This window comes from Salinarchaeum laminariae, from assembly GCF_023204835.1.
Lineage (GTDB): Archaea > Halobacteriota > Halobacteria > Halobacteriales > Salinarchaeaceae > Salinarchaeum > Salinarchaeum laminariae.
Genome location: NZ_CP096270.1, coordinates 1,159,781 through 1,186,660, shown reverse-complemented (window position 1 = coordinate 1,186,660; position 26,880 = coordinate 1,159,781). Strand labels below are relative to the sequence as shown.

Here is a 26,880-nt window from a genome sequence, read left to right as displayed (position 1 = left end):
CGGATCGGTAATCCGGCGAGATCCAGGAATCGGCCATTCCACGATCAGGTGGTTTTTTAAGCGATCGAGTTGAGTATTCGTTTATGAGTTCCCAGAAGTCTTTGGGACATTCGATGGATATCGATGTCGATAACATCGGTGGGATCGAGGATACACAGGTACAGATCGATCCCGGTACCACGATTCTCTCCGGGCGCAACGCGACCAACCGGACGTCGCTGTTGCAGGCCATCATGGCTGCGATGGGTAGCGACCAGGCGACGCTGAAAGCCGATGCAGACGAAGGGGCGGTCTCACTTTCGATCGGTGACGAGACGTTCGAACGCCAGCTCCGGCGCGAGAACGGGGCCGTGTTGCTGGACGGTGAACCGTATCTCGACGAGCCAGAGCTCGCGGATTTGTTCGCGTTTCTCCTGGAGGACAACGAGGCGAGGCAAGCCGTCGAACAGAACAGAGACCTCCGGGAAGTGATCATGCGGCCGGTCGATACGGATGCAATCCACGCGGAGATCGAAGAACTTTCAGCGGAGAAACAACGGCTCGACGACAAGATCGCCGAACTCGAAGAGGAGAAGGACCGCCTGCCGGAGCTCGAAGCGGAGCGATCCCGGCTCGATGAGAAACTTCAGAAGAAAAAGGCCGAACTCGAGAGCAAAGAAGAAGAGATCGACGAAACGGACGGGGCCATCGAGGAGACGCGAGAGACGAAGGACGAACTGGACGAGAAACTCGAGGAGCTTCGGGAGACGCGATCCGAACTGGACGACGTTCGCTACGATCTCGAGACGGAGCGTGACGGCCTCGAATCGCTGAGAGAGGAACGAGACGATATCGAGGAGGAACTCGAATCACACAGTGATACCCCGGCAGGGGAGCGAACGGAGATCGAGACGCGCCTCGACGCCCTTCGTGAACGCAAGCAATCGATTTCCTCGGACGTCTCACAGCTGCAAACCATCATCCAGTTCAACGAGGACATGCTCGACGGCGGGGACACCGACCTGCTCGATGCTGTCTCTGCGGGGGAGACTGCCGGGACTGACGACGCTAGCTCCCCCACCGACAAACTCGTCGACGATTCCGAGGAGCTCGTCTGCTGGACGTGTGGGAACGAGGTCGAGCGGGCACACGTCGAATCGATCGTCGACGACATGCGGGAACTGCGCCAGCAGAAGCTGAGCGAGCGCAACGACGTCGACGACGAAATCGGCGAACTCAAGTCCGAAAAGCAGGAGCTCGAACGTCAACAGCAGCGTCGTGAGGAGCTGTCTCGGAAACTCGATCGACGAACTGATGAAATCGAGCGCACCGAGGAAACGATCGAGGAACTCGAGGCACGGAGTGAGGAACTGGTCGACGCCGTTGCATCGCTCGAAACGACGATCGAAGAGCTGGAGGAGCAGGAATATTCCGAGCTACTGGAACTTCACAAGGAGGCCAATCAGCTGGAATTCGAAATCGACCGTCTGGCGAGCGAGTACGAGTCGACCGAGAAAGAGATCGAGTCGATCGAGGAACGGCTCGATCAGCGGAGTGACATCGAGGAAGAGCGATCGGAAATCGTCTCCCAGCTCGAGGACCTCCGGACCCAGATCGATCGCACCGAACGACAGGCCGTCGAGTCGTTCAACGACCACATGGACGAGGTCCTCAACGCGCTCGAATACGAGAACATCGAGCGCGTCTGGATCGAACGGCAGGAACGCGAAGTCAGGGAAGGACGTCGAAAAGTCTCGAAGAGTACGTTCGAGCTACACGTTGTCCGTGAATCGGCGTCCGGGGCGGCGTACGAAGACACGATCGATCACCTGAGCGAGAGCGAGCGGGACGTTATCGGGCTGGTGTTCGCGCTGGCAGGCTACCTGACGCACGAGGTGTACGACGAGATGCCGCTCATGCTCCTCGACTCGCTCGAAGCGCTCGACAGCGAACGTATCGAAGCACTGGTCGAATACCTGCAGGGATACGTCGACTCGCTGGTGATCGCCCTCCTCGAAGAGGACGCGGAAGCCTTCGACGAGTCGGACAATCACGTTTCGATCGAGGCGTTCTCGAACTAGGCCCGACCGGAGGCTCCGTTTGCGCGAGGTGCCGATGGCGAAACGATTTGAATTCTTGGGAGTATTTTCAAAGACTGCCTTGATAGAGCTAACGCTACATTCGAGATTTATATCGCCCATACAATAGTGAGGAGAAAGAAAGTGCAAGTCACTACTGACTATCAGCGCCCACATCAAGAAACCATACTACCACTTCAGATGCTGCGTCCGTTTTCGAGTTATTTCGTGTCGATCGGATCAGACGACTGTGACCTCTCTCCTGGAATCGGTGACGAGTGTGATCAACGAGGGGTTGCTCAAAACCAGTTCTGTCCAGTCTCGTATACCGCCGAGCGAATCGAACGAACGTCGGCTGTACTCTGGGCGCAGCCCGTTCGGTACTCTCAGTGCGGACCCGCTTTATCATCACTCGCCGTTCCGAAGTCAGATGACCGACGATTACACCACCAGCATCGTCGGTGGAGGACGGCACGTCGGTGCTTCGATATATGTACACGCTCTTCGGGGGACATTGTGGTGGAGAGCCATCTGGAGGTTTCAGGAGTGTGGATGCTATTCGGAAGATGAATCTAATTCTCGATATTGGCGGCTATTCGGCTGGATATTCGGTCTCTGCTACTGATCGAGTTCTGTCCTACAATCTCCGATGCAAGAACGATACATATAAACCATTAGCTTCAATCGAGACATTCGCATGTCATTATGTGGGAACAAGTCGTCGGCTGACGATCTGAACAGGGCGCAGCAACCGGTCGGCGATCGAGAGCCCTTGCGTAGCAAGACCCCGAGGTAGCGTCTGAAAGACCATATGCGGCGACGGCCGTGCGGAAGTCGGTGGCAGTGTTGTGGGGTAACGGTGCGACATCGTGGAGACTGCCGATACCTCGTTCCAATTCCAAGGAATCTCGCGAAGCCATACATTACTTGACGCGACAGCATACCGTCCACGGAAGACGCTTATCCCAGGCAACGAGGGCTGGCCCGACGATGGCGATCGATGCCGAAAGAATAAAATGGCAGAAATAGTATTAAAAATACGTATGGTCAAGTATCTGTATTTCGTCCTGTGAGCTACTACAGAGAATTATACGAGTGGAGCCGCAGCCGAACTGGTCAATAGCCATACTCGCTCTTCGAGGTAATTTCTCGAGAAGTATTTCAACGACCACGTGGATCGAGGTGCAGATATCTCCGAAAATCGGTAGATTTGGAGGCGGTCAGCAGCTTTCGGACACTGATCTGTCGGCAAGGCCGCCGCCCCAAGATCCGGTCCTCGGATTTCAACCGACGGATGACGCCGGAAACCTACATCGAACGAACGATAGCGGATATTCATAAGATTGGTGGTGGAATAATATACAAAAGACGAATATTGATAATACATAGTGTCCATATGACCATATAATGCAACTGGAATCCATATTACAAAACCTCATTCCGTGTGAACCGGGGAGACAGCCAATACAGTCGAATCAGACAATATAACAGAATTATTTTATACCATTGAGATAGTCAAATTCGGTTCGGGCAGAATACTATTTCCGTGACAAATTCCAAGAAATGTACGAATTCATGGTGACGGTCCGTCGCTACGAAGAGTGCCTACAGGAAAGGAGTTGGACTTCGAGAAGCAACCGGCGTTCGGTATCTCCGCCGATCCGATTCCCGGAGAGCTGCGTCTCGCCCCGGCAACGAGGCTGCCGACACTGTCGTCTGCCGGCAACTCCGCGACAACGACACCGCCCACACCACACACTTGGGAAGGGCGTTGACCTAGACTGCAGGACCGCCGAGTTTTCGCCCGCCAGACCGGCCTCAGCGAGAGGAAGAACGGCCACGTGCACCTCTACGATCCCGACGTCAACCTCGCCTGTAGCGGCAGCATCGCCCAGATCTGTCCGCCAGCCATTGGCAGGGCATTCACAGCGAAACAGCGAAGCACCGACAACGTCCACGGCCTGCCGACGTGTTCGTCGTCAAGGAAACCGACTGGGCAATCAGCATGCCGGAGGATTAGTTCACCGTCAGTGAGAACGGCGCCGCTGCTCGGATCCTCGATGTGGCCGTCTCCAAGAGTTCCAACGTGAAATCGTGCCCGACCAACTGGGAGGGCTCTCCAAACAGCGCGTAACGAAAAGACGAACTCAACCCGAATCAAGGAGACTTGATTCTCATGCAACCAGACCCAACCGCTCGAGTTGCTCGGGAGGTGCGTCCACAGCCCGAAGCACCCCAGCCAGTGCATCTTGCATCTCGGTCAGTTTCTCCGGTCGCTCGTCGGCTAGATTCTCGTATTCGTTCGGATCCGTCCGCTTGTCGCTGAGCCACGTTTCCGTCTCCCACGACGAGCAGTCGACCGGACGGCGGCCGTTCTCGAACTCCCCGAGATCGTAGGGCAGGAACATCGCATCGCGGTAGCTGTACCAGTACAGCGGTTCGTTGTCTTCGACAGGTGACTGGTGGAGAATCCAGTCGCCGTCGGTGATCGTGACGCTCTTGCCGAACTGGCCAGCAATCGCGTACTCGCGGGTTTGTTCATCCGGATTCTGGAGTACTGGCTCAAGATCGACTCCGTGCCGGTCATCGGGACACGGCCGATCAACAGCGTTCAGCACCGTCGGATAAATGTCGACAAGCTGGACGGGCTGGTCTCGGCGCTCGCCGCGGCCGTGTTCGGGATGGGCGACGATAAAGGGGATATGCGCCAGGGGATCGTGTTCGTGGGTCTGGAGTTTACCCATACGACCCCGATCGCCGTTGAACGTCCCATGGTCTGTCGTGAATACAATCATCGTATCCTCCCACAGCGCCAGTTCGTCCATCGCATCGAGTAGCTCCCCCAGCCATCGATCGACCAGCACGACCTGTGCAGCGTACCGGGCTCGGATATGTCGGAGTTCGTCCTCCGTATAGTGGTCGTCCCACTCGTCGTATGCTCCCTTCGAGGACCACTCGTCCACGTCGTACCCGCGTTCGTCGAACTGTTCGACGAGATGCTCGGGTGGGTCCCATGGCTCGTGAGGGTCGAAACAGTCGACGTGCAAAAAGAAATCGTCGTGCTCGTGATTGCGCTGGAGCCAGTCCGTGGCCTCACCGAGCACCTGTGCCGCGAAATGGTCCGACTCGTCTTCCCGGGTTAGATGGGTATTCCTGAAGTGACGCTCCGACTTTGACATCGGGTCGTCGGGACTGGAAAACTCGACCGGGTCTGTCTTCCAGTTGTCAGATTCGTGCCCGCGGATGAACTCGACGCCGGTGTAGCCCATGTGATAGTTACCCGAGCCACGCTCCCACAGGTGAAAGTGATCGGAGACCAACTGGCTGACGCGATACCCATCACGCTGTAGTTTCGCGATAGACTGATTCGGCGGCCCGGACACCTGTCGTGGAAGATCCTGGTCGTCGTCTTCGAGTGGTCCCCATCCCCGCTCGAGGAATTCGTACCGGCCAGTGTAGATATCGCGACGGGCCGGCATGCACGGTGTCGAACCACACCATGCGTTATCGAACGTCGTCCCACGGTCGGCGAGACGGTCCATGTTTGGCGTCGGAACTACCCAGTCGGGCTGTTCGGGGCTCTGCACCTCGTTCAACGGACGGCCGTGATGGTACGGACCGCAGTGATCTCTGCGCAGGGTATCACAGAGGATAACAATGCAGTTCATACCCAGCACAACAGGACAGGAGACAATAAAATTGGTGTTTCCACCAGCCGATCACGACAGCAATCCCAAACTGACGGGCACAGGTAGGCGGGGAGAATCCACTGACACGGTGGCCGTCACCGCGGACGTATTGTCTGTCTGTGGGAGAACGGGACGGACTGTGCCGATCGCGGAGACCACGTAAAAAGAACGAGACGCCCTCGGTGGCCCCCTTCGAGGTATCGGCCACTGGACGTCGGCCCTTGCTACCGGAGTAACGTGGGGAGCGCGGCCGGTCCGTCGTTACGCTTTGGAGACGGACGCGAAGTAGGCTCCGCGCTCGACACCGTCGTTCTCGAACCAGCTTCGCAGTTTCGTAGGACCCTCATCCAGATCGACGGTAAACGTAACCGCTTCAACTCCCTCCGAAACCAGACGCGTGCGCTCTGTCTGTCCCAGTTGGATGCCGGCGGTATCCGGAGCGACGGTCTCGGCGCTCGCAGCCCAAAAGCCACCGGAACTGCCGTAATCCATTTCGGTGAAGTCTGCTGGAACTCCATCGATTGGTGCATCACTTTCGGGGGGCCATCGCCGAAGTTCGATGTCGTACTCGCCCGGGTCCGCGACGTCAAGCGCCCAGAATCCGTTGGCCGCGTTGCCCTCGAGGATCTGACCCTGATGCCACGGCACCGCTTCGCAGCCGTGCCAGTCGTGACAGGTGAGGTCAACCGGATCTTCCTCCTCGGTGCCGACGACGATTCGCGAGTACCCCTCGAAGGGACCGATATCGTCCCACCAGTCCTCGTATCGCTGGCGCAGTTCGGACACGACGTCGGGGTGCTCGTCGGCGACGTCGTTCTCCTGGCCAGGGTCGGCCTCGATGTCGTACAGTTCTTCGCCTCGAATGAGTCGCCAGCGCTCGGTCATGACGGCACAATCTTTCCACTTCTCGGGCCACTCCACGCGCTGGCTATCGACGAACAGCGTTCGATCCGAAGGCGACGTATCCGCTCCCTCTAGCACCGGTCGGAGGCTCCGACCGTCGAAATCGACGTCTGGTGTGTCGACGTCACAGAGATCTGCGAGCGTCGGCAACAGATCGTATCCGGCTGCTAGCGTGTCGATCGTTTCGTTCTCGATCCGGTTCGGCCAGTGGACGAACCCTGGCACCCGGTGACCGCCGTCGTACGCAGATCCCTTCTGACCACGCATCCCGGCGTTGTATCGCGCACAGGCGCTCCCGTTGTCGCCCATGAAGACGATGATCGTCTCCTCGGCGATCTCGAGTTCGTCGAGGCGGTCGCGGAGTCGGCCCAGGTTGTCGTCGATGTTCGAGATCATCCCATAGAACCGCGCGACGTCCTCGGGGACGTCGTCGATGTACTGCTCGAGATACTCGTCGGGAACTTCCCGGGGACCGTGGGCGGCATTCGTCGGCACGTAACAGAAGAACGGCCGATTCTGTTCCGCGTTCGACTCGATGAAGTTCAGTGCCTCGTCGAACCACACGTCAGTGCAGTAGCCCTCGGCGTCCTCGTGGTCGCCGTTTCGCGAGTACGTATCATCGAAGTAATTATTCCCCCAGTAGTCGGGCGTCTGGGCGATGCCGCCCCCGCCGTGAACGAGGGATTCGTCGAATCCGCGGTCCTGCGGTCTGAAGGGGTAGTTGTCTCCGAGGTGCCACTTTCCGAAAATTCCCGTTCGGTAGCCCGATTCCGCGAAGATTTCGGCCATCGTCGTCTCTTCGCTATCGAGGATCGAGCGACCCATGATCGTATGCCAAACGCCGGTTCGGGTATCGTAGCGCCCAGTCATGAGCGCTGCCCGCGTCGGCGCGCAGGTGGGGCTGACGTGGAAGTCAGTGAGTCGAGCGCTTTCGTCGTGAAGCCGGTCCATTTGGGGCGTCTCGAGGGTCGGATTCCCGTGACAGCCCACGTCACCGTAGCCCTGGTCGTCCGTCACGACGAGAATGACGTTCGGCCTACCGTCGGCAGTCGTTGACATATCAGCCGATTCCGATTTTGGAGCAATAAGCGTTCCCATCTCAGCCAGCTCGGGCGGGAGTCTGGCTACGCCTCACACGGCAATCCACAATATGTCGGTTGCGACCACCGCCGCACGTTTGACATCATCGAGTTGGCGCTGTGTCGTCGACACGAGACGGCAGCGGTCGTTCAGCCACTGAGTCGCGGCGCTGGAAAACGGTACTGTCCGCAGGAGATACAGCAGTCGTCACTCGCGGCGTTCGCCAACCGATCAAAACGATGAGCACGTACACGTCAGGGCGAACCGGACCACAGAGTATTTACTGCCAGTTCCCCGATTATGTGCCCATGTCCGAGGATAACCCAGCCTGTTGTGCTGCCTCCAGGACCGAGGACGCGGCGTGCGACCCAGAGCGTGAGGACGCAGTCGACGATCGCCACGCGACGACACCCGCATCGTCCGATGACGACCGAACCGCGAGAATGGTCCGAGTCGACGGGACGACGTTCACGATGGGGACGGACTCTGACGAAGGATTTCCAGCAGACGGCGAGGGGCCAACCAGAGACGTAACGGTCGACGCCTTCTTCGTCGACAAGTACGCCGTAACGAACGCCGAGTTTCTGGAGTTCGTCCGCGAGACGGGCTACACGACCGACGCGGAACGATACGGGTGGTCGTTCGTCTTTCAGGATATCCTCACCGACCAGGCTCAGGATAACGTGTTCCAGAACGTAGACGCTGCTCCCTGGTGGCTCGCCGTTGAGGGAGCGACCTGGTACCGACCGTACGGCCCCGGATCGAACGTCATCGAGGAAGAGTTGCTGAAACACCCGGTCACGCACGTCTCCTGGCGTGACGCCGCGGCGTACGCAAACTGGGCAGACAAACGCCTCCCGACCGAGGCCGAGTGGGAGTGTGCTGCCCGAGGCGGCCTCCAACAGCGTCGCTTTCCGTGGGGCGACGACCTGAAACCGGACGGGGAACACCGATGCAACATCTGGCAAGGCGAGTTCCCCGAGCACAACACTGAGGACGACGGCTATCATACGACTGCCCCAGTCAACGCCTTCCAGTCCAACGGCCACGGCCTGTACAACGTCTCCGGCAACGTTTGGGAGTGGTGCGGAGACTGGTTCAGCCCCGACTATCACACGACCGACGCGTACGATACAGAAAATCCGACCGGCCCACCAGAGGGTCCCGAGCGCGTAATGCGTGGTGGATCGTATCTCTGCCATCGCTCCTGGTGCAACCGATATCGGGTCGCTGCACGTTCGAAGAACATGCCGGATAGTTCCACCAGTAATATCGGATTTCGGTGTGTCGTCGACGCTGTCCCCGAATGACGCAGGCAGGGAACGTATTTTCGGTCATCGGCCATTACCGCGACTCCATACTCGCGTCGTCGGAAAGATCATAGTTATTATTGGAGCGTGATTCTGTTGGGCAACTATGGCAGAAGAGGCACCAGCGTACCTATCAGGATACGGGAACTGCTACCGCGAGAACCCTCGCCGGGCAGCCCAAGAGTGGTTCAAAAACGCGAAGTTCGGTCTCTTCGTTCACTGGGGGCTGTACTCGAAGTACGGCGAAAGTTGTCCGTACCTCTATAATAACGACGACGTCAGCATCCCCGAATACAAAGGGACGATGGAGGAGTTCGACGCGCCAGCGTTCGATGCAGATGCGATAACGGATCTCGCGGTCGACGCCGAGATGAAGTACGTCACGTTCGTAAGCCGTCACCACGACAGTTTCTCGCTGTGGGACACTGACCATTCAGATTTTAAGAGCACAAACGCGCCCGCAGGTCGCGATTTCGTGAGAGAACTCGCAAAACAGTGTCGAGAAAAAGAACTGGGGTTGTTCCTGTACTACTCGTACGGCCTCGACTGGACCCACCCCTCGTTCCCGACCGAAGCGTCGGGGATTGTTCGCGCCTCAGAGCGGGTAGATGGACACCACCGCTGGGAACCCGGTGACGACAACGACGAATACGTCGAATTCATGCACGACCAGATCCGGGAGCTCCTGACCGACTACGGGCCAATTGCCGGGATATGGCTCGATCCGATATCGAGTTACTATCAGAGGCCAGATCTGTTCCCCATCAGAGAAACGTACGGGTTAATCCGCTCGCTCCAGCCACAGTGCCTCGTCTCTTTCAAGAACGGTGCGACCGGCACGGAGGATTTCATCACTCCAGAACAGCGGCTCCAGGGGGGAGCCCTGGACTATCTCGACCGGGGACAGATGCCCGAACTCCAGAGAAAAGCCATTCGACAAAACTGGAACATGCAACTAGACGGAATCAAGGAGTTCTGCGCGACGCTCGAAGAGGAGTGGGGGTACGTCGAAGACACGGAGCGAATGAGTCCGGAGGACGTTCTCGACCTCCTCGGGTACGCGAACGCGACCGATTCGAACCTGCTCCTGAACACGGCCCCGACGTTCGAGGGGAACGTTCACCCAGCGTCCGAACGCATCATCAGACAGGTCGGAGAACAGCTCCGATCGGACGGATGGCCAACCGAACAGCGAATTCTGGAGTAGACAGTTCGTTCAGAGACGGAACGGGCCAGTTGGCGACGGGGTGTTACAGTAACGAGGTACCGCTTGGATATTGCCGGCGAAATATTTATTAGTGAACTTGTCGAGTAACCTCGCGTGCCACCGATTGGCCGAGGCGCCGGTGCCGACCAGCCGAACGTAATCCTCTGCATGACCGACGATCAAGGCTGGGGCGACACTGGGTACAACGATCATCCGCAGCTTCAGACGCCGAACATGGACGCGATGGCTGACGATGGCGTTCGATTCGACCGGTTCTACGCAGCATCACCGGTTTGTTCGCCGACTCGCGGGAGCTGTCTCACAGGCCGGCATCCATACCGGTACGGAATCGAGTACGCGAACGTTGGTCACCTCCCCGCGGCGGAACGCAACCTTGCCGAGACGCTCTCCGAGGCGGGCTACCGGACGGGGCACTTCGGCAAGTGGCACCTCGGTACGTTGACGACCGTCGTCCAGGAGAGCAACCGCGGCGGTCCACGGGGCACCGACCATTACGCCCCGCCCTGGGATCGCGGATTCGATACCTGCTTCTCGACAGAGGCGGCGGTTCCAACGTACGATCCGATGCGGGTTCCAGCTATCTCCGACGCCGAGGATGGAGACGAGACTACTGTCGGCGATGCGTACGGCAGTCACTACTGGACCGGGCCGGGAGAAATCGCTACAGAGAACCTTGGCGGCGACGACTCCCGAGTCATCGTGGACCGCGCTGTGCCGTTCGTTCGCGAGGCCGCCCGCGAGAACGAACCCTTCTTCGCAGTCGTCTGGTTCCACTCGCCACACGCTCCGGTGGTCGCCGGCGAGGAAGACCGCGAACGATACGCTCACCGGTCGGTCGACGAGCAGCATTACTACGGAACGATCTCGGCAATCGACGCCCAGATCGGCCGGCTTCGCGACGAGCTCTACGATCTCGGCATCGCCGAAGAAACGATGCTCTGGTTCTGTTCCGACAACGGGCCGGCGGCCGAAGGGGGCGGTCCCGGTTGGGATAGTGGGATGCGCCAGCGCGGCGAGACGGGGCGACTCCGCGGACGGAAGGGGACGCTCTACGAGGGCGGTGTGCGCGTCCCGGGAACACTCGTCTGGCCCGAGGGCGTCGATCCCGGTGTCGTGGATGCTCCGTGTGTCACCACGGATTTCTACCCGACGATCCTCGACGCGGTCGGGAGTAACGTGTCTGGCCCAGAGCCACTCGACGGTGAGTCGCTCCTCCCGTTGCTCCGCGGAGAGCGCGACGGCAGGTCGTCGCCAATTGGGTTTCGAGACCGAAACCTCACTGGCGATGGGGGCGATATCGCTGTGATCGACGACGACCACAAACTAATCCGGCCTCACGCAGACGCCACGTTCCAGTTGTACGACCTCGCCGAGGATCCATACGAGACGGAAAATCTAGCGGACGAGCAGCCGGAACGGGTCGACGAACTGGAGACGTGGGTACGCAACTGGCGAGCATCGATCGACGCTGAAGAGAGGAGTACCTGCACGTAACCCTCTCGTCACGACACGGAACAGCGTAGCCCTGCGAACGAGACCCGATAGACTCAGTGAGTGATCACACCGTTCGATCCCGAGTACATCCGCATCGAGTAGGGGTTGTATGATCCGGAACGATCCTCTCCTCGATATGTGCCTCGGACCGTCTACTGTTGTTTCCGTGCAGAAACGTGGCGGGTAGCTGGTGGCGAATTACCAGTACGGCTCCCAATCAGTCGTTGCTCGCGCCAGTCCCTCCAGGTAGAAGTAGTCGCCCCAGATAGTGGCGTTCTCGTGCTGGTCGACCTCGTCCGACGACGCGTACCAACTCTCGGTCAGGAGCGCGTTCGAATCCTCCCCGTCGGTTGCGTAGTTGTCGCCGAGGGACGCGAGCGTTGCGAGCGCGAGTTGCTCACACTCGTGGCGCTCGGGATCGGCGACTGGCAGGTGTGATGCGAGCTCCGTGAGGCCGCACGCGGCGATGGCCCCAGCAGAGGTGTCACGCATGTGGGTCTCGGGCGCGTCGAAATCCCAGCGGGGAACGAAATCGGTTGCCAGGTTGTCGACGTAGTACGCGGTAGCGTGGCGAGCAGTGTCCAGGAAGTCCGCGTTTCCTGTGTAGCGGTACGCGAGTGCGAACCCGTAGATCGCCCACGCCTGTCCCCGCGCCCAGCACGAGTCGTCACCGTACTCTGCACCGTGGTTCGGTCGGTGCCCGACTGGTTCGCCAGTCTCGACATCGAACTCGAACGCGTGATGCACTGACCCATCATCTCGAACGAGATGTGCAGCAGTCTGTTCCGCGTGGTTCGTCGCAATCGCTGCATAGCGGTCGTACCCGGTCTCTTCGCTCGCCCAGAACAGCAGTGGGAGGTTCAGCATGCAGTCGACGATCGTCTCGCCGTAGTGCTCGTCGGCCGGATCAGTGTGATCGCCCCACGCCTGAATGATCCCCGCAGTATCGTGATAGCGATCGGCCAGGTAGTCGGCTGCCCGGAGAGCGATCTGTCGAGCGCGCTCGTCACCGGTACGCCTGTACTGGGCAACGGCAGAGAGTGAGTACAGAAATCCAAGATCGTGCGTGAGGACGCCCTGTGTATTGCCAGCGAAGGAATCGTCGTCGACTTCCAGTTCACCGGTGATGCGGGATTCGTACTGATCGAGATGCCCGGACGCGACGTCACGGTACACGTCGTCTCCGGTGATGTCGTAGGCGAGCCAGCACAGCCCCGTCCAGAACGACGGCGTCCAGTCTTCGGCAGGCCAGGCATCGTAGGTCAGGTCCGCCCCAGTGTCGGCGGAGGGGAACTGGTCGTGGAACGAATCGAGATTGTCCGAAACCCGGTCGAGCGCGAACGAGCGGCCATCGTCGAATTCGTCCGGCTCGAACGTCGTCTCTGTGAGATCGAAGATAGTCTCGCGGCTGTCTAGGTCCATAGGTTTGAACTGCTGTGGTGCAACATAGTAGTTTCCTCTTTGGATGGGATCGCACTGTCGCCACGCCGGGAGCCGCCTCGGAGTTACGGCGAAGGCTCTTCGAAGCTCCCCTCGTATGCGACTGTACCATCGGCAGTGCACACCCGGAAGGTCTCCTCGCGTACCTCCACGGACGGTCGTGTTTCGAGGGCGCCACGTTCCCCTGCGTACGCGGCCGTCGCGAGCACGTGGGTACCGGGATCGTGGGAGGACCGAAGCAGTGGGACCTCAGTCCGGGGGTGCAGTACGTTGGTATTGGGCATCGTATCGATCTCGTCGCCCTCCCGGTCACCACTCGCGTCCACTAGCACGGTTTCGTCGTCACCGTCGTCGATCCTGGCGATACCAGCATCTGTTTGGCGAACTGCATCCGAGCGTGGGAACGGGAATCCGCCTTCGACACTTTCCAGTTCGCGCTGTGTTTCTAGCTGGTGTACGCGTACGTGCCAGGATCCGCTTGGAACGAGCCACGTATCGACGGTCACGGAGTCCCACGGACGCCAGCGCGAGGCGAGCGTCCCGTCGGTCGTTCGTCGCTGTTCGACCGAGGTTCGACGACGATAGTGGGTACCATCCGCAGAGAGAAGGAGTGTACTGTCGGGAGCCTGTGACTGTAACGAGGTCGGCGAATCGGCGACGGCGAATCCGTATCGGTTCGAGTACGCGAACTTGCTGTACTTGTCCGGGAATCCACTTGTCTCTCCCATGTATTGCCCAGACGAAAGCAGGACGACGTGCCCCGAGTCCTCGGTGTGACACGTCGTGAGGCCTGCTGAATGGTGGTGTACGGCGCCCTGTTCGGCCGTGAGCGGGGCAGGATCAGTTCGCCAGAACGGGTGTGACGCTGGCAGCGCGAGGGGGAGGAAGTATTTGAATGCCCAGTACGGCGAGCTCGGCGAGTTGTAGTCCTCCATCGTCTTGTTCGTCGGATATCGATATCCGACCGATAACACGCCCCCGTCGGTGAAGATCGGTTGTTCGGCCCACCACTGGAGATTCCGCTGCCAGAGTCCACGGATCTCTCCCCAGGGAAGCGCCTCGAGATCCGCGTAGGCCAGCGCTCCCCAAAATCCACCCTGTGCGAACCGGTACGTGAGGCTGCGACCATACGGGACTGCGCTCCCGTCGGCCCCAAACCATCGACGAAACTCCGCCGCAAAGTCGTCCGCTCGAGTCCTGAACTGGCGAGAACGGTCGTCCTCGTCAGTCAGCACGTCGTAGAGGAGTCCGTACAGGTGAATTGCCCACGGGCCGTAGTAATCGAAGTGCTCGCCGTCGGCGTACCAGCCGTTTCCTCGATAGAACGAGGCGAGCCGATCCAGATCTGCTTCGAGCCGTTTGGGGTCGTGGTCCGCTCCGATAGATCGCAGCCCGACGTTCGTCAACACCCTGAAAAACAGCCAGTTGCTGTCCGGTAGTTCAATGTCGTTGATTCCATAAAGCCACTCCGCGACTCGCTCCTGCGTCGCACTCGAGAGTGGTTCCCAGAGAAGCTCTGGGATCACCGAGAGCCCGTACGCGATCGGAGCCATTTCGACCGCTTTCTGACTGTATCGGCTCACAGGACCCCAGTACTCTGGATGATCGGGATCGGTTCCGTTGGTCAACCCCTCTCGAAACGCAGCCCAATCGGCGAACGAGCCGTCACCTTCTGCAAGCGGGACGAGTCCCCAGAGCGGCCGTGCGAATCCTTCGAGTCCAGCGTCGGCAGTCGGAAACAGCGCTCCACCGGGACCAGGTTTGACGCGAGCGCCTCCGGAACTTCGGTGAGCAGCCAGGGGCTCGTAGAGTTCCCGAACAGCGTTTTGAAAGTCCGCCCGGTCCTCGAGAGGGTTGTTTGCTAATGGAGTCACACAACACGTAATTCCGATCTGGCACTTATAGCTATTGTTGCGATTCGGGCCTCGTTGAAACGTTCGAACCGAGCCGCCCAGCGAGTACCGTCGAAAAAAGCCCGGGACGAGTCGATCTCGGTGCCCGGAGCTTACGCCCCGCTGCTGGCGTCGAAGAACACGGGTAGTTCGGTGCCGTCGGCGAGCACGAACGTGACGACGAGATCGGCCTGTTCACGGGATTCGACGACGCTCTCCAGTGAAATTCCGGAGTCCCACGTGAAGCGTTCGAGCTGGACGCGCGAGTCGGTAATCGAACCCGTCGAGTCGAACTCGTAGGTCGTCCCGTCGAGTTGGATTGGCTCCTCGGACTCGTAGGCGATCCCCGCCTGGTAGACGAAGAAGTTGTGCGTCCGGTCGGTGTAGGGTCGCTCCGTCTCCGTGACCGACTCCAGATCCCCCAGCGTCTCGATCGAAAATCCAGTGAGCTCCAGAGGATCCGCTGATTCGATCTGGAAGGAGGGGTGCGTACTGCTCTCCGAGAGCCCCGATACGCTCGCTTCTTCCGCCTCGAACTCCAGTTTGAGAATTCTGGTAGATCGTGGCGAAACGGCAACAGATTCGCCCTGAACTCGCTCGCCAGTCATCAGATCGGTGGCTGCCGAGGCACCGTCCGGTAGCTCGAGTTCGTACGTGCTTCCCTGACCGAACCCACGTTCAGGCGCTCCCGAACTGTTCATTCCAATCAGGTACTCGCCGTAGCGGCATTCGCGATAGTGGATTCCCATCGCGACCCGAGGATCTGGCTGCGGTCGGCCGAAGCTATCGGGATCGAACTGGTCGTCGTCCTCGGCGAGTGGCCATGGATCGCCGTCCGGGCTGGCCGCCTGGGGAAGTGTCGCCCCGGCCATCGCCTGTTCGATTTCGACAGTTCCATCGCCCGGGAGACGGCGAGTGCGAGCCTCCTCACCCATACCGACGCCGAGGAACTCACCGGCGAACTGTAACTTGTTCGGCCGCGACCACGTTCCGCCGGTCGAGGGGAATTCCGTCCGCGTGAGATCGATATTCAGGATACGATCCACCTCGGAGTTGTGATGATGGATGCGAGCCAGTTCGTTCACTCCCTTGTCGTGGAGATTGGAGGCGGCGCCGAATCCGAGATTCATAAGCATTCGCTCCGATCCGTCGGTGATGCTGACGACGCCGATATCCTCGTCAGCCCACGCGAACCGATCGCGATGCATCGGCGTCTGGTACGAAGGATCGTCCAGTTCCTGGATCGTCTGATACCCATCGACCCGGTGGATCCAGCGCTCGAGCGATCCGACGCCCCACACGTTGAGCCACCACTGTTCTATGAGACCCGCAACGTTGTGCTCCATCGCCAACTTTCCGAACCGAACGGAAGTCGGGTCTCCGAGCAGGTGTGCGTGGAATAGCGGCTTGAATCCGTACCCGCGGAGATGACTGGACATCCCGGGATGCTGGGAGTTCCGGATGCTGATCACCCCATCGGTTGCAGCCCATCGATTGCCTGTCTCGGCGTCGTTTACCATCAAGCGAACCGCAGCCCGGGCCTGTGACGCTTTAACCGCTCGCTCACGTACGCGTTCGAGACCGGTTTCGTGATACAGCTTTGCGAGAAGACTGAACCCGAGTTCGCCGTAGTGGGCAACGTGGTCGGGTTCCTTGGACAAGCCCTTCTCGCTGAAGACGTGGTAACTTCCGGTCTGGTACCACGAATAGGGTTTGTCTTCGTCGTCGTTGAGACTCACCCCCGACAGACCGATCCCTTCGTCGATCCACCGGTCGATCGTCTCCCGGGAGCGTGCACGATCGGACCCGAACTTCTCCAGCACTGAGTTCGTGCGCACGAGGCATATCGTCACGAACATGAACTGGTTCGTGAGGTCGCGACGGCCCGTGGAGCGCCAGTCGAGGCCTTCGCCGAAGAACTGGACGTAGGCATCCTCTCGCGTGATCTCGCCATCGGGATGTCCTTCCAGCGTCTGGGAGAAGGCGTCACGCTCCTTGAAAAGATCCCAGAGAAGCGTGACCGCTCTGGCGAACCGACCGTGCTCTTCCCAGCCACGATGGACGACATCCTGTGGGGAACTCTCTGCCTGACGTATCGCCCAGTCGTCTACTGTCGCCCGCACGGTCTCGAAGACTGCGTCCTCGTCGACGACGTCGATCCAGTCCCGCTGAACAGCCATCGCCAGACCGAGCGCGCCTCGTGGCGAAATCTGGCTGTTCTGTTGGCCCGATTGAACGAGTTCGTCGATTTTCGCCACGACGGGATCGATCTGGTTCTCGGCGGGCGGGTCCCGGATGGGCCCGAGTTCGAACTCCTCGCCGCCTTTGTCGTTCGCTGGGAGGTGGAGATGTGGATCGGTGTGGGTGTAGGCACGGTAGATGCCCTGGCTGGGCTGTTCACCGTCCCAGCTAACGATTCGAAGGTCGACTTCTTCGGAATCCTCGGTGAGATAGCCCGGCAAGCGATGGGTTGCATACCAGAAGTCCCCGTGTGTCGAGACTGCACCCATCGAGGTATTCATGTTCATGTCGAGTGAGGGCCATCCCACACCCTGGTGCATGTAGCCGATCATGTCCGTTCCGTCGAGGAGGAACAGACGTTTGGCGTTCTCAGGATTCGACTCGAACTTCAGCGTGATGTACGTCCGGTATTCCGGGTCGCACTCGACGGTGAACGACATCGCTCCCAGCTGGTTGTCCGGGGCGTCGAGAGGCAGCAACCGTCGTGCTGACCGCCCGCTGTCACCCTGTATACTTTCGCTCGTTCCCGCGTCGAACGCGTGGTTCGACTCCGATCCAGGGTTGCCGAAGTCGAGTTCGTCGAGCGCATTCGTCCCTCCCTGCGGTGGTTTCTGTGGCGCAGGAGCAGGGCGGTTCTCACGTCCATCAGCTCCGACTCCACCGGAAAACGCGGCTGGGACGGCGGCTGCGGAAATCGTTCCGAGCACTGTTCGCCGATACCAATCACCATGGCTGTTACTATCAGACATGCAGTTCCCATGTGAAAGCTATCGTATTTATAATTTATTTCTGTGAGTTGATGAGTAGTCGGTCGTGGCTGGCTCATTGTCCGGGGTTTGAGAAACGTAGAGCAGAGAGTTCTACGTGTACGAACGCATCTTGACGGGAACGATTACGGCGAGTTCGATTCCCACAGCCCGATTTGGCCCGCTGGATCATCGAATTCGACGCTTCGTCGCTCGTCACCGCTTCCAGTGCGCTCGCCGTCTGCAACTGGCAGTGCTCGGAGCGGCGGTCTCCCGCTGCCCCCACGGACGACGCCGACGGGCGATGGACCTCCATTGTGGCGAAACGATTCCCCCGGACTGGCTTCGCGATCGATGCGTACAATCGACAGCCAAGAACCGCTCTCCCATCCAACCAGAACGTTAATCCGCGACACCTGATTATCGATATTCGATGCAGTACGAGACACTCGGCAACACTGACGTCGAAGTGAGTCGCGTCGGCCTCGGCCTCTGGAACATCAGTGGTGGGTCGGACTGGGAGAAAACCGACGAGGACGACGCTATCGAGACAATTCACACCGCCTACGATGCGGGCGTGAACTTCTTCGACACGGCGGAGGCGTACGGCGACGGTTACTCCGAGGAAGTACTCGGGGAAGCCCTCGACGGCATGGATCGAGACGACGTAGTGATCGCGAGCAAGGTCTGGGTCGACAACCTCGCGTACGACGACCTGAAAGCCGCCTTCGAGGCCAGCCTCGACAGGCTCGGCACCGACTACATCGACGTCTACTATCTCCACTACCAGAACCCGGAGATTCCGGTTTCGGAGTCGATGCGTGCGGTGCGAGAGCTACAGGAAGAGGGGAGCATTCGCGTGCCTGCCGTCTCGAACACCGGCCCCGCTGATATGGAGGCGACACTCGAAGCAGGGCGCGTAGAGGCGAATCAGGTGCCGTACAACCTCTTGTGGCGCGCAATCGAGCACGAGGTAGCCGACGCTTCCCGCGAAAACGACGTGGACCTCGTAGCCTACAGTCCGCTAGCGCAGGGTCTGCTCACAGGCGAGTACGAGAGCGCCGAGGAGTATCCGACGGGCCGGATGCGAACGCGACACTTCTCCGGAGACCGACCAGAAGCCCGGCACGGCGAGGACGGTGCTGAGGCGGAAACGTTCGAGACCGTCGAGCGAATTCGAGACATCTGTGAGGAGTACGACCGCGACATGGTGGAAGTGGCCCTTGCGTGGCCGCTCCACAAGTCCGGCGTGACGTCAGTTCTCGCGGGCGCGAGCTCCCCCGAACACGTGCGAGCGAACGCCGAAGCGGCAGAGGTCTCACTCTCCGATGACCTGTTGGCCGATCTCGACGACGCGACCAACGACCTGAAGGATGCGCTCGGGCCGAACCCCGACCCGTGGCAGTCCGATTCGCGATACAACTGAACGTTTCGACTCCCTCGTCGGTGGTCGGGTCGAGTTGGCCTTCTTCTGCTTCGACGTCGTACCACGATCGACGCTCACATCGCCGAGGGCACTGAGTACGATGGTCCGGTCCCGTTGCTACCGGGCCGTGCCATCCACAGAACTGCGGAATTACTATCCAGCACAGCGAGAGAGTGAGTGAGAGCGTCGACGCCGCGACGGCATTGTGGCTCCCCGCCGACGACGTTCCGTGTGGAACGCGACGAAGAACAACTGGTCCAGGTGTACTGATGGGCGCGGGACGAATCGAGAAATACTGTCACCGAATCCGCCTGCCGACGCGCACGAAAGCGCCCTGTTGCTCAGCGATAGGCCCGATCTACGTTATGGAGGAATTTTTGCCCGGCAGCACAGGCAGATCCGTCCGAAGCAGCGCAGTCGGTGTGTCAGCGGGAACCAATCAGACGACGACGGTGCGGTCGAAAGCGACCCACGTGCAATCTTGAGAGAGAACGACGGGGAGAAAGATGAGACCCTCCTCGAATCTCCCGATCGGGCTACCTCAGGAGTTGGGGTACCGTGCAGTGCCGTCCGCGTATTCGATCCGGACGTCGAGGATTCGTCGGAACCAGTCCGAATCGACGGAGGTCGGACCGGCCTCATTCGCCTTTCCGCCGGCCGTCATCGATCGATACCAGGTGTCTTCGCCCGACTCCTCCGGGGCTGTGTTCACTACACGGAAGTACAGTTCGTCTTCTACGTGTTCTTCTTCGAGGTTCACCATCTCGTCAGTCGGGGCGGTGTAGTCCCACCCCTCGGGCGAGACGACGTCCTCTGGTCTGGTTCCCTCCCACAGGACCTCTCCCTCGCTCGTCTCCAACACCATGCGGAGGTCGGACGTCGTATCCCAGTTTGATTCGTGGGTGAACACGATCCGCTCCACCGGCGCGTTCAGCGGAAGTGCGAACGTGACCGGTTCGTCGTGTGTCACTTCTTGTTCTTCGTCGACGCTCACCTCGAGTGCATCGTCCGTTCGCACGGTTGCACCCGAAAAGCCTGGAGTATCGACATCCCAGGCGTCGTAGGAATCGAACGTCGGCAAGATCGCCGTCGCCTCGATTTCACGCGCTCCCGAATCGGGCGTTTCGACGACCAGTCGGTTCACGCACCCGTCGATGGTCTCCACTGCGAGTTCCTCGTCGTCCTCGGTGCTGACGGTCACCGGGTTACGGTCGCCAACTTCGTCCGGCCGGTAGAACGTCGGAACCTGATTCGAGTGCTGGCCCGTTCCCAGGGTGGCTGCGTCCTCGTAGTAGGTAGCCACCTGGGCAGTCTCGTCACTTTCGTCGAGTGGCAGACTGTGGACCTCCGCACCATCATCGTTTCCGCGGATTCGCCACGACCAGTGCTTGCGCCGTGTAGCCGAATCGACCGACGACCGCTGCAGTTTCGGCTGCGGGCCGGGATTCGTCGGACTGGCGTGCTGTCGACGGTCGAGAACCAGCGAGTCTCCCGCATCGAGGATCTGGTCGTTCGAAGCCATCTTGCCCTCGCCGCTGACCAGATCGAGCAGAGGACCGTTGCCCTTTCCAGACGACCCGTTACCCCTGCCTGGTGGACCGTTTCCGGACGGGCCATTGCCCTTGCCAGGATGTCCGTTCCCGGACGAACCGTTACCCTTGCCCGGCGAATCGATCCCGGGAACGTGAACGCGGGGACCGCCTTCTACCCGAACGTCGCGGTGGTTACTGGCGTTCACCGCGACTTCGTAGGGGCCGACCGTGGTGGAGCCAACGTGGGAACCGGGACAGAAGTCGGTCTTCGCGTCACCGAACGCACGATACTCGTCCGTGATCCGGTGGTAGGTGGGTTGATTGGCCCACTCGCCCTCTCCCTTCGTCGTCGCCCATCCAAAGAGGTAGTGAGTACCCTCTTCGTCGTCGATCATGCTCAGGCCCGCCATCTCGTCGACCCACGCAGCAGCACCCTCGCGTTCCGTCGGGAGGCGGTAATCCGTCGGTTCCGTCTGCTCCCACCAGTCCTCAAGATCGGGCAACTTCGTCAGCAACCGGTACAGATGGGCTGGACTCGGGGACTCGAATCCTCCTTCGAAGTCGTCGTGGTACCGGAAGTGCTCGCGTACGACTCGTTTCGACGGTTCGTGGTCCATGTCCACCGCAGCCAGGACGTAGGCCAAAATCGGATTCCCCACACCCTGGACTCCGATCCCTTTCCAGGGGTTCCCGGGGTTGCGGCTCCCGATAGCGGCTACCTTCCCCCAGCGCTCCCCGTTCTGGGACAGCGTGGGATAGAGCACGTGTTGGAACCCATCCATGAAGGTGCGGAACTGGTCGTTGATCTGCGGGTCGTCGAGGAACTCAGTTGCCGCCTCGAAATGGTGGAAGGCAGCGTACCCGTACCCCGGATCGTACCCGAACTCCATACTGATTCCATCCGGTGTAATGGAGTTGTAGTGCCTGCTGGCCGACCAGTGCCAGTGTTGACTCTCGTAGTATCGTCCATCTTCGATAGTGCCCGGGGCTTGCCCGTACTCACCGGCGTTCCGGGTCTGTAACTCGAGGGAGAAATCGACGACGTCGTCGTCTATCGGTAAGATGCCCGCCTTTGCCCGCATCTGTTTGAGAATGAGATCGTCCGGGGCTGCGTCCTCGGGTGAGAGGAACTTCAGAATCTCGTTGGCCCGCACCATGCTCACCCCGTTGACGATAATCTGGTTGAACACTTTCTGGGCGATCCCGAACCGCGGTAGCATGTTCTCCCAGAGATAGTCCCGCCAGAACTGCGTGTAAGCCTCTCGCCGCGTAACGCTCTTCTCACCGTCGGCATTGTTGTCGATTTCCTCGTCGAGAAGTTCCGGGCGCTCTTCGAGGATCGGCTGTAGCTCGGCGAACGAGCGTGCCAGATTCGTCGCCATGAACCCGGGGAGGCCGCCACCAATCCCCGATCGGTCAGGACCGCCGAGCCAGGGAGTGATACCCCAGAAGATTTCGAGCGTGCCGCGATAGCCCTGATACCGGCAGTGGCCGTCGAAGACGGCGAGTGCCCGGTCGACGAGTTCCTCGTCACCGTAGTGTCGAGATTCTTCGAGTTGGTAGGCGCGAACGAAATTGCCGGCCGCCTTTGGCCAACCTCGGGAGCCGACCGATGCGAGCCCGTACGCCCTGTTGGTCGGGTCGTCGTAGTTCTGTCGATCTTTCTGTCGATCGACACCCTCGTCGAACGCTTCGAGGAGGTTCGAGGACATCCGATCGAAGTTGGGTTCGGACGGCTCTGGCCGTTCGAGTGGCGACCCCTGGACCTCCGCACGTGGCGGCGCGTAGAAGTTCTCTACGTGGGTGTATGCCGAGTAGGCGTGGCTGGCATCGTCGCTGTCAGCCGTGATCGTGACAGTCACCCGTTCCTGTCCCTCCGTGTGATCGGTGGGGATCAGGACCGTCTCATAGAAGAACCGCCCGGGCAGCTCCGGGCTGTCTACGCTAGCTTGGGTACTGATCGATTCGCCGTCGACTGCGAATCGCAGCTTGGTAGCCGACGGATCTCCGCCCCACATCCGCACCGTAAACAGCGTTTCCTCGGTTGGATCACACTGGAGGGACACTTCGATTGTACCCCCATCTCCCGCGACGGCTCGGGCGGAGGTCTCGAGTGCGCCCTCGACGGCCGGGGCGTCAGTGGCACTAACGCGGTCCCCCTCGGAGTCCTCGTCACCGAAATAGACCGCGTCGAGGAACTTCGTTTCGTCGTCGCCTGGCGAGGACTGTGGATTACCTCGTCCGTCAACCTCGGACACGGTAGCCTCTTGGCCGTACGTCGATCCGGTACCGACGAGCGATCCGATCGACGCAGCACCAGTTGCAATCACTGTCCGACGACTCAGGTTCGGTATAATGCCATCTAGTGGCATGTAACCAATCACCATGGCCAAGGTATAAATAGCTACTGGACGTTCAGAATATTCCGAAGAAATCCTATATAGAAAACTAAATCCTGCGTATCTAGAGGGTAGATAACGTAGATCTAAGCAGAGATTTGTGAGTCTTCTCGAACGTGACGTCTGGTTTCGTTCCATTGTCGCGAATCGATTGTCGCACGTTCACGACCAGTCGTGTTCCACCGTTCCACCGCGATGGGATCGAACGGCGTTCCATCGAGATACGTCGTCTCCATCGAGACGGCGGGAGAGGCGAGAGCGAGGAAAGCACAGAACTCGCGATGGCTGAAACCGAGCTCGCGGAGTTCCTTCGCACGCACGAGGGACCGCACGCCGTCGACGGGGATGCATGGACCGACTCGAAGCACCCGTCCAACTCCGAAAAACAGTCCGGTCGAACCGCGAAAATTCGTCAGGGAGATGCCGGCGAACGGAGGAAGTGAACCACTCACCACCTCGACGGCCCGCAACGTTTCGTGGGCGCCGTTCGACCGAGTGGCTCTCCTCCCGGACATCCTGGCTTACGCGTCGAGTTCGGCGATCCTTACGACGGTGTCCGTCCCGTAGGGGTAGCCCGTGCAGTCGATGGTCGTTATCTCACCGTCCTCGCTCGAGCACACCTGCAACTCCTCGCCGGAGTCGAGCCACCGCCCGCCCCCGACGTCGCGTCCGAGACCCTTGACCGCCCGTGGACCGGTCCCGCCGCCGCTGACTGTGACGTCTTCATTACCAGACACGGAGAGGTCGAATGCGAGGTAATACAGATCGTCGTCGGTTTCGAGGACGGCGTCGCGGCCGGGCGTTTCGCAGTCGATCGGCTGTCCCTCATAGAGCACGTCCCCGTGCATTGCAACCCACTCGCCCGCTCGCTTGAGCGCGGCAGTTTCGTACTCTGGTATCGAGCCCTCGGCGGTTGGGCCGACGTTGAGCAGGTAGTTTGCCCCGCGCCCCCGGCAGGTTGCGAGCGTCTCAATGATATCGGCCGGCGATTTGTAGTTGAAATCACACTCGCCGTTCCCCCAGTGGTTATTCATTGTCTGACACATTTCAGCGGCGACGTACTTGTCCATTCCGTCGCGATCCATCGGGTCGGGCTCGCTCTGTTCGAAGGTGACGCAGTCGATCTCTGGGTGGCTCACTTCGCCCTCGTTGCCGATTCCGGTGTTGTTGATGATGAGCGCATCGGGCTGGTGCTCCCTGATGAGCGAGTAGCGTTCGTCGAGGCGCCAGTCCACGTCGTCGCGCGACCAGTCTCCGTCGAACCAGAGTCCATCGATGTCGTACTCGGTGAGCACGACCTCCAGAGAATCGTGGAGAAAGTCGACATACTCGTCGAACTCTTCGGTCGAACACTCGAGCGTATCATGGTGCCAATCGAGCGTCGTATGATAGAGAAGCGGCGAAATCCCCTCGGCGCGACAGCCCTCCACGAAATCTCGGACGAGGTCGCGATCCGCCGCAGAGTTGGGCGCGTCGTAGTCGGTGAGTCCCTGGGTGTCGTACAACGAGAATCCGTCGTGGTGGCGTGCAGTGAGGACCGCGTAGTTCATCCCCGCCTCGTCGGCAACGCGAGCGATCTCGCGACCGTCGAACGCTTCGGCGGTGAACGTCTCGGTGAGTTCTTCGTACTCGTCGTGGGTAATATCGTCGTCCTGGTGGAGTACCCACTCACCCCGACCAAGTTGAGAGTAGACCCCCCAGTGGAGAAACATACCGTACGCTTGCTGTTCGAACGCTGCGACTCGAGGAGACGGTTCTGGTCTCGTCATAGACAGGAGAAACTGATCCTGTCGCTTGAATTTTCGGGTCGCAGCAAGCAACGCTCGCGACGAGACCACCAATGTTGGGGACGAACACCAGCCAGAACGGTCCCTTTTTGTATACGTAGTGAGGCCGCCAACTATGGCAGAAACACAGTCTGTCTTCGAGCATCTGGCCAACCCGCACCAGGCAGTGGCCAGGGACACCGCGAGCAGACCAGTTTTCAGTAATCGTCGGAGTAGTACACAGCGAATAGTGACAAAACGAGTATCTATCGATACATTCCCTACTGTGGTACGATGAGCGGAGCGTCACGGCCGAACGTCTTGCTGGTCGTCGCGGACGATCAGCGCTTCGACACGATAAGCGCGCTCGGAAATGACCACGTCGAGACGCCCAACTTTGATTCACTCGTTCGCGATGGGACCGCGTTCACCCACCACTACAACGTCGGCGCCGATCAGGAGGCAGTCTGTGTTCCTGCCAGGTCTATGATCATGAGCGGCCACTCCCTGTACCAGCTCGAGGGGCCGGGTGGAATGACGACGGAGCACCCAACGCTCCCCGAGACGTTTGGAGATGCAGGCTACCGAACGTTCGGCACCGGAAAGTGGCATAACGGCCGTCAGGCGTTCAACCGTTCATTCGACGAAGGGGCGGACATTTACTTCGGCGGGATGGGCAACCACTGGAACCTCCCGGTTTCGGATCGCCACGCCATGGGGGAGTATCCCGAGCCGCGACCGACTCGTGGGTTCTCCGGGACCGGGTCGGTCTGGCCCGGTCGACATCAGTACGACAGGTACGCTTCTGGGACCCATTCGAGTGAACTGTTCGCCGGCGCGACTATCGACTTCCTCGACGATCACGCAGATTCGGCCGACGAGCGGCCCTTCTTCGCGTACATGGCGACGACGGCACCCCACGACCCGCGGACCTGCCCCGGCGAGTACCTCTCGATGTACGACCACGACGAGATCCCTCTCCCCGAAAGCTTCCAGCCGGAGCACCCCTTCGACATCGGGTGGTGCGGCAGGGACGAGAATCTGGAGGACCACCCACGGGACCCCGAGAACGTGCGTCGGCACATCGCGGACTACTACGCGATGATCACGCACCTCGACGCTCAGATCGGCCGCGTGCTCGACGCACTCGAAGAGATGGGCGAGCGCGACAACACGATCGTTGCATTCACCGCAGATCACGGCCTCGCGGTCGGTCGACACGGCCTCATGGGCAAACAGAACCTCTACGACCACAGCGTCCGCGTCCCGCTCCTCCTGGCGGGACCAGGCGTTCCTGACAGTGAGCGCTGCGATACGTTGACCTGTCATTACGACCTGTTCCCGACGCTCTGTGATATTGCGGGGCTTGAAACGCCCGATGCGGTCGAGGGGGAGAGTGTCGTCCCAGCGTTCGACGACCCCGGATATAGCCCGCGAGATGCCGTGTTCCTCGCCTACGAGAACGTCCAACGGGCAGTTCGTGGCGATCGATTCAAACTCATCGAGTACTACGTCGACGGTGACCGACACACGCAGTTGTTCGACCTCGAGGTCGATCCGGACGAGACCATGGATCTGTCGGACGACGATGAGTACGAATCCGAACTTGCAACGCTACGCAAACGACTCGCCCGAGCACAAACGGAGATGGGCGATCCAATGGCCCGGGAGTAGTCT

General features: G+C 60.0%; 13 protein-coding genes and 1 pseudogene. 7 read left to right on the top strand and 7 right to left on the bottom strand.

Features of this window, described 5'->3' with window-relative positions; genetic code table 11:
- The first annotated feature begins 83 nt into the window (after positions 1 to 83).
- Both MXF70_RS05365 and MXF70_RS15410 read left to right on the top strand, forming a co-directional pair.
- Entirely contained in the window at positions 84 to 2,060 is a 1,977-nt protein-coding gene (locus MXF70_RS05365; protein WP_375140831.1) for an archaea-specific SMC-related protein, read from the top strand.
- A 1,560-nt stretch (positions 2,061 to 3,620) separates the two neighbouring features.
- Positions 3,621 to 4,074: pseudogene (locus MXF70_RS15410) on the top strand (thiamine pyrophosphate-dependent enzyme); the annotation flags it as partial.
- Between the two features lie 157 nt (positions 4,075 to 4,231).
- Here MXF70_RS15410 and MXF70_RS05355 read toward each other — a convergent pair.
- Both MXF70_RS05355 and MXF70_RS05350 read right to left on the bottom strand, forming a co-directional pair.
- Positions 4,232 to 5,725, bottom strand: a complete 1,494-nt coding sequence (locus MXF70_RS05355) for a sulfatase family protein (protein WP_248517977.1) — start codon at positions 5,723 to 5,725, stop codon at positions 4,232 to 4,234.
- Between the two features lie 282 nt (positions 5,726 to 6,007).
- Positions 6,008 to 7,708: an arylsulfatase gene (locus tag MXF70_RS05350; RefSeq protein WP_248517976.1), complete on the bottom strand. Its 1,701-nt coding sequence runs from the start codon at positions 7,706 to 7,708 to the stop codon at positions 6,008 to 6,010.
- A gap of 329 nt (positions 7,709 to 8,037) precedes the next feature.
- Here MXF70_RS05350 and MXF70_RS05345 point away from each other — a divergent pair, with 329 nt between their 5' ends.
- From MXF70_RS05345 to MXF70_RS05335, 3 genes are all read left to right on the top strand, one after another.
- The gene (locus tag MXF70_RS05345) at positions 8,038 to 9,039 is read left to right on the top strand and encodes a formylglycine-generating enzyme family protein (RefSeq protein WP_248517975.1); all 1,002 of its coding nucleotides are present in this window, start codon (positions 8,038 to 8,040) and stop codon (positions 9,037 to 9,039) included.
- Between the two features lie 106 nt (positions 9,040 to 9,145).
- Complete coding sequence (locus MXF70_RS05340; RefSeq protein ID WP_248517974.1) at positions 9,146 to 10,246, top strand: alpha-L-fucosidase; 1,101 nt, start codon at positions 9,146 to 9,148, stop codon at positions 10,244 to 10,246.
- Between the two features lie 114 nt (positions 10,247 to 10,360).
- Positions 10,361 to 11,761, top strand: coding sequence for a sulfatase family protein (locus tag MXF70_RS05335; RefSeq protein WP_248517973.1), 1,401 nt, complete (start codon positions 10,361 to 10,363; stop codon positions 11,759 to 11,761).
- 198 nt (positions 11,762 to 11,959) lie between these two features.
- Here the strand turns inward: MXF70_RS05335 and MXF70_RS05330 are convergent, their stop codons facing one another.
- The 3 genes from MXF70_RS05330 to MXF70_RS05320 all read right to left on the bottom strand — a co-directional run bounded on the left by MXF70_RS05330 (position 11,960) and on the right by MXF70_RS05320 (position 17,774).
- Complete coding sequence (locus MXF70_RS05330) at positions 11,960 to 13,183, bottom strand: glycoside hydrolase family 88 protein (RefSeq protein WP_248517972.1); 1,224 nt, start codon at positions 13,181 to 13,183, stop codon at positions 11,960 to 11,962.
- Between the two features lie 83 nt (positions 13,184 to 13,266).
- Positions 13,267 to 15,075, bottom strand: coding sequence for a DUF2264 domain-containing protein (locus MXF70_RS05325; RefSeq protein ID WP_248517971.1), 1,809 nt, complete (start codon positions 15,073 to 15,075; stop codon positions 13,267 to 13,269).
- Between the two features lie 131 nt (positions 15,076 to 15,206).
- Positions 15,207 to 17,774: a hypothetical protein gene (locus MXF70_RS05320; protein WP_248517970.1), complete on the bottom strand. Its 2,568-nt coding sequence runs from the start codon at positions 17,772 to 17,774 to the stop codon at positions 15,207 to 15,209.
- 739 nt (positions 17,775 to 18,513) lie between these two features.
- Between MXF70_RS05320 and MXF70_RS05315 the strand changes: the two genes are divergently transcribed.
- The gene (locus MXF70_RS05315; RefSeq protein WP_248517969.1) at positions 18,514 to 19,506 is read left to right on the top strand and encodes an aldo/keto reductase; all 993 of its coding nucleotides are present in this window, start codon (positions 18,514 to 18,516) and stop codon (positions 19,504 to 19,506) included.
- A gap of 541 nt (positions 19,507 to 20,047) precedes the next feature.
- On the opposite strand, the gene MXF70_RS05310 is transcribed toward MXF70_RS05315, so the two are convergent.
- Together MXF70_RS05310 and MXF70_RS05305 are read right to left on the bottom strand one after the other, a co-directional pair.
- The gene (locus MXF70_RS05310) at positions 20,048 to 23,368 is read right to left on the bottom strand and encodes a hypothetical protein (protein ID WP_248517968.1); all 3,321 of its coding nucleotides are present in this window, start codon (positions 23,366 to 23,368) and stop codon (positions 20,048 to 20,050) included.
- A gap of 590 nt (positions 23,369 to 23,958) precedes the next feature.
- Positions 23,959 to 25,206 carry an alpha-L-fucosidase gene (locus tag MXF70_RS05305; protein ID WP_248517967.1) on the bottom strand — a complete coding sequence of 416 codons (1,248 nt, stop codon included), beginning with the start codon at positions 25,204 to 25,206 and terminating at the stop codon, positions 23,959 to 23,961.
- Positions 25,207 to 25,497: 291 nt separating this feature from the next.
- Here MXF70_RS05305 and MXF70_RS05300 point away from each other — a divergent pair, with 291 nt between their 5' ends.
- Positions 25,498 to 26,877, top strand: a complete 1,380-nt coding sequence (locus MXF70_RS05300; RefSeq protein ID WP_248517966.1) for a sulfatase family protein — start codon at positions 25,498 to 25,500, stop codon at positions 26,875 to 26,877.
- Positions 26,878 to 26,880: the final 3 nt, after the last annotated feature.

Bases quoted from the DNA above. Each gene is read 5' to 3' on its own strand.
- MXF70_RS05330 (WP_248517972.1), bottom strand. From the start codon at position 13,183: ATGGACCTAGACAGCCGCGAGACTATCTTCGATCTCACAGAGACGACG.
- MXF70_RS05305 (WP_248517967.1), bottom strand. From the start codon at position 25,206: ATGACGAGACCAGAACCGTCTCCTCGAGTCGCAGCGTTCGAACAGCAA.
- MXF70_RS05315 (WP_248517969.1), top strand. From the start codon at position 18,514: ATGCAGTACGAGACACTCGGCAACACTGACGTCGAAGTGAGTCGCGTC.
- MXF70_RS05365 (WP_375140831.1), top strand. From the start codon at position 84: ATGAGTTCCCAGAAGTCTTTGGGACATTCGATGGATATCGATGTCGAT.
- MXF70_RS05320 (WP_248517970.1), bottom strand. From the start codon at position 17,774: ATGTCGTTCACCGTCGAGTGCGACCCGGAATACCGGACGTACATCACG.
- MXF70_RS05300 (WP_248517966.1), top strand. From the start codon at position 25,498: ATGAGCGGAGCGTCACGGCCGAACGTCTTGCTGGTCGTCGCGGACGAT.
- MXF70_RS05340 (WP_248517974.1), top strand. From the start codon at position 9,146: ATGGCAGAAGAGGCACCAGCGTACCTATCAGGATACGGGAACTGCTAC.
- MXF70_RS05355 (WP_248517977.1), bottom strand. From the start codon at position 5,725: ATGAACTGCATTGTTATCCTCTGTGATACCCTGCGCAGAGATCACTGC.
- MXF70_RS05350 (WP_248517976.1), bottom strand. From the start codon at position 7,708: ATGTCAACGACTGCCGACGGTAGGCCGAACGTCATTCTCGTCGTGACG.
- MXF70_RS05345 (WP_248517975.1), top strand. From the start codon at position 8,038: ATGTCCGAGGATAACCCAGCCTGTTGTGCTGCCTCCAGGACCGAGGAC.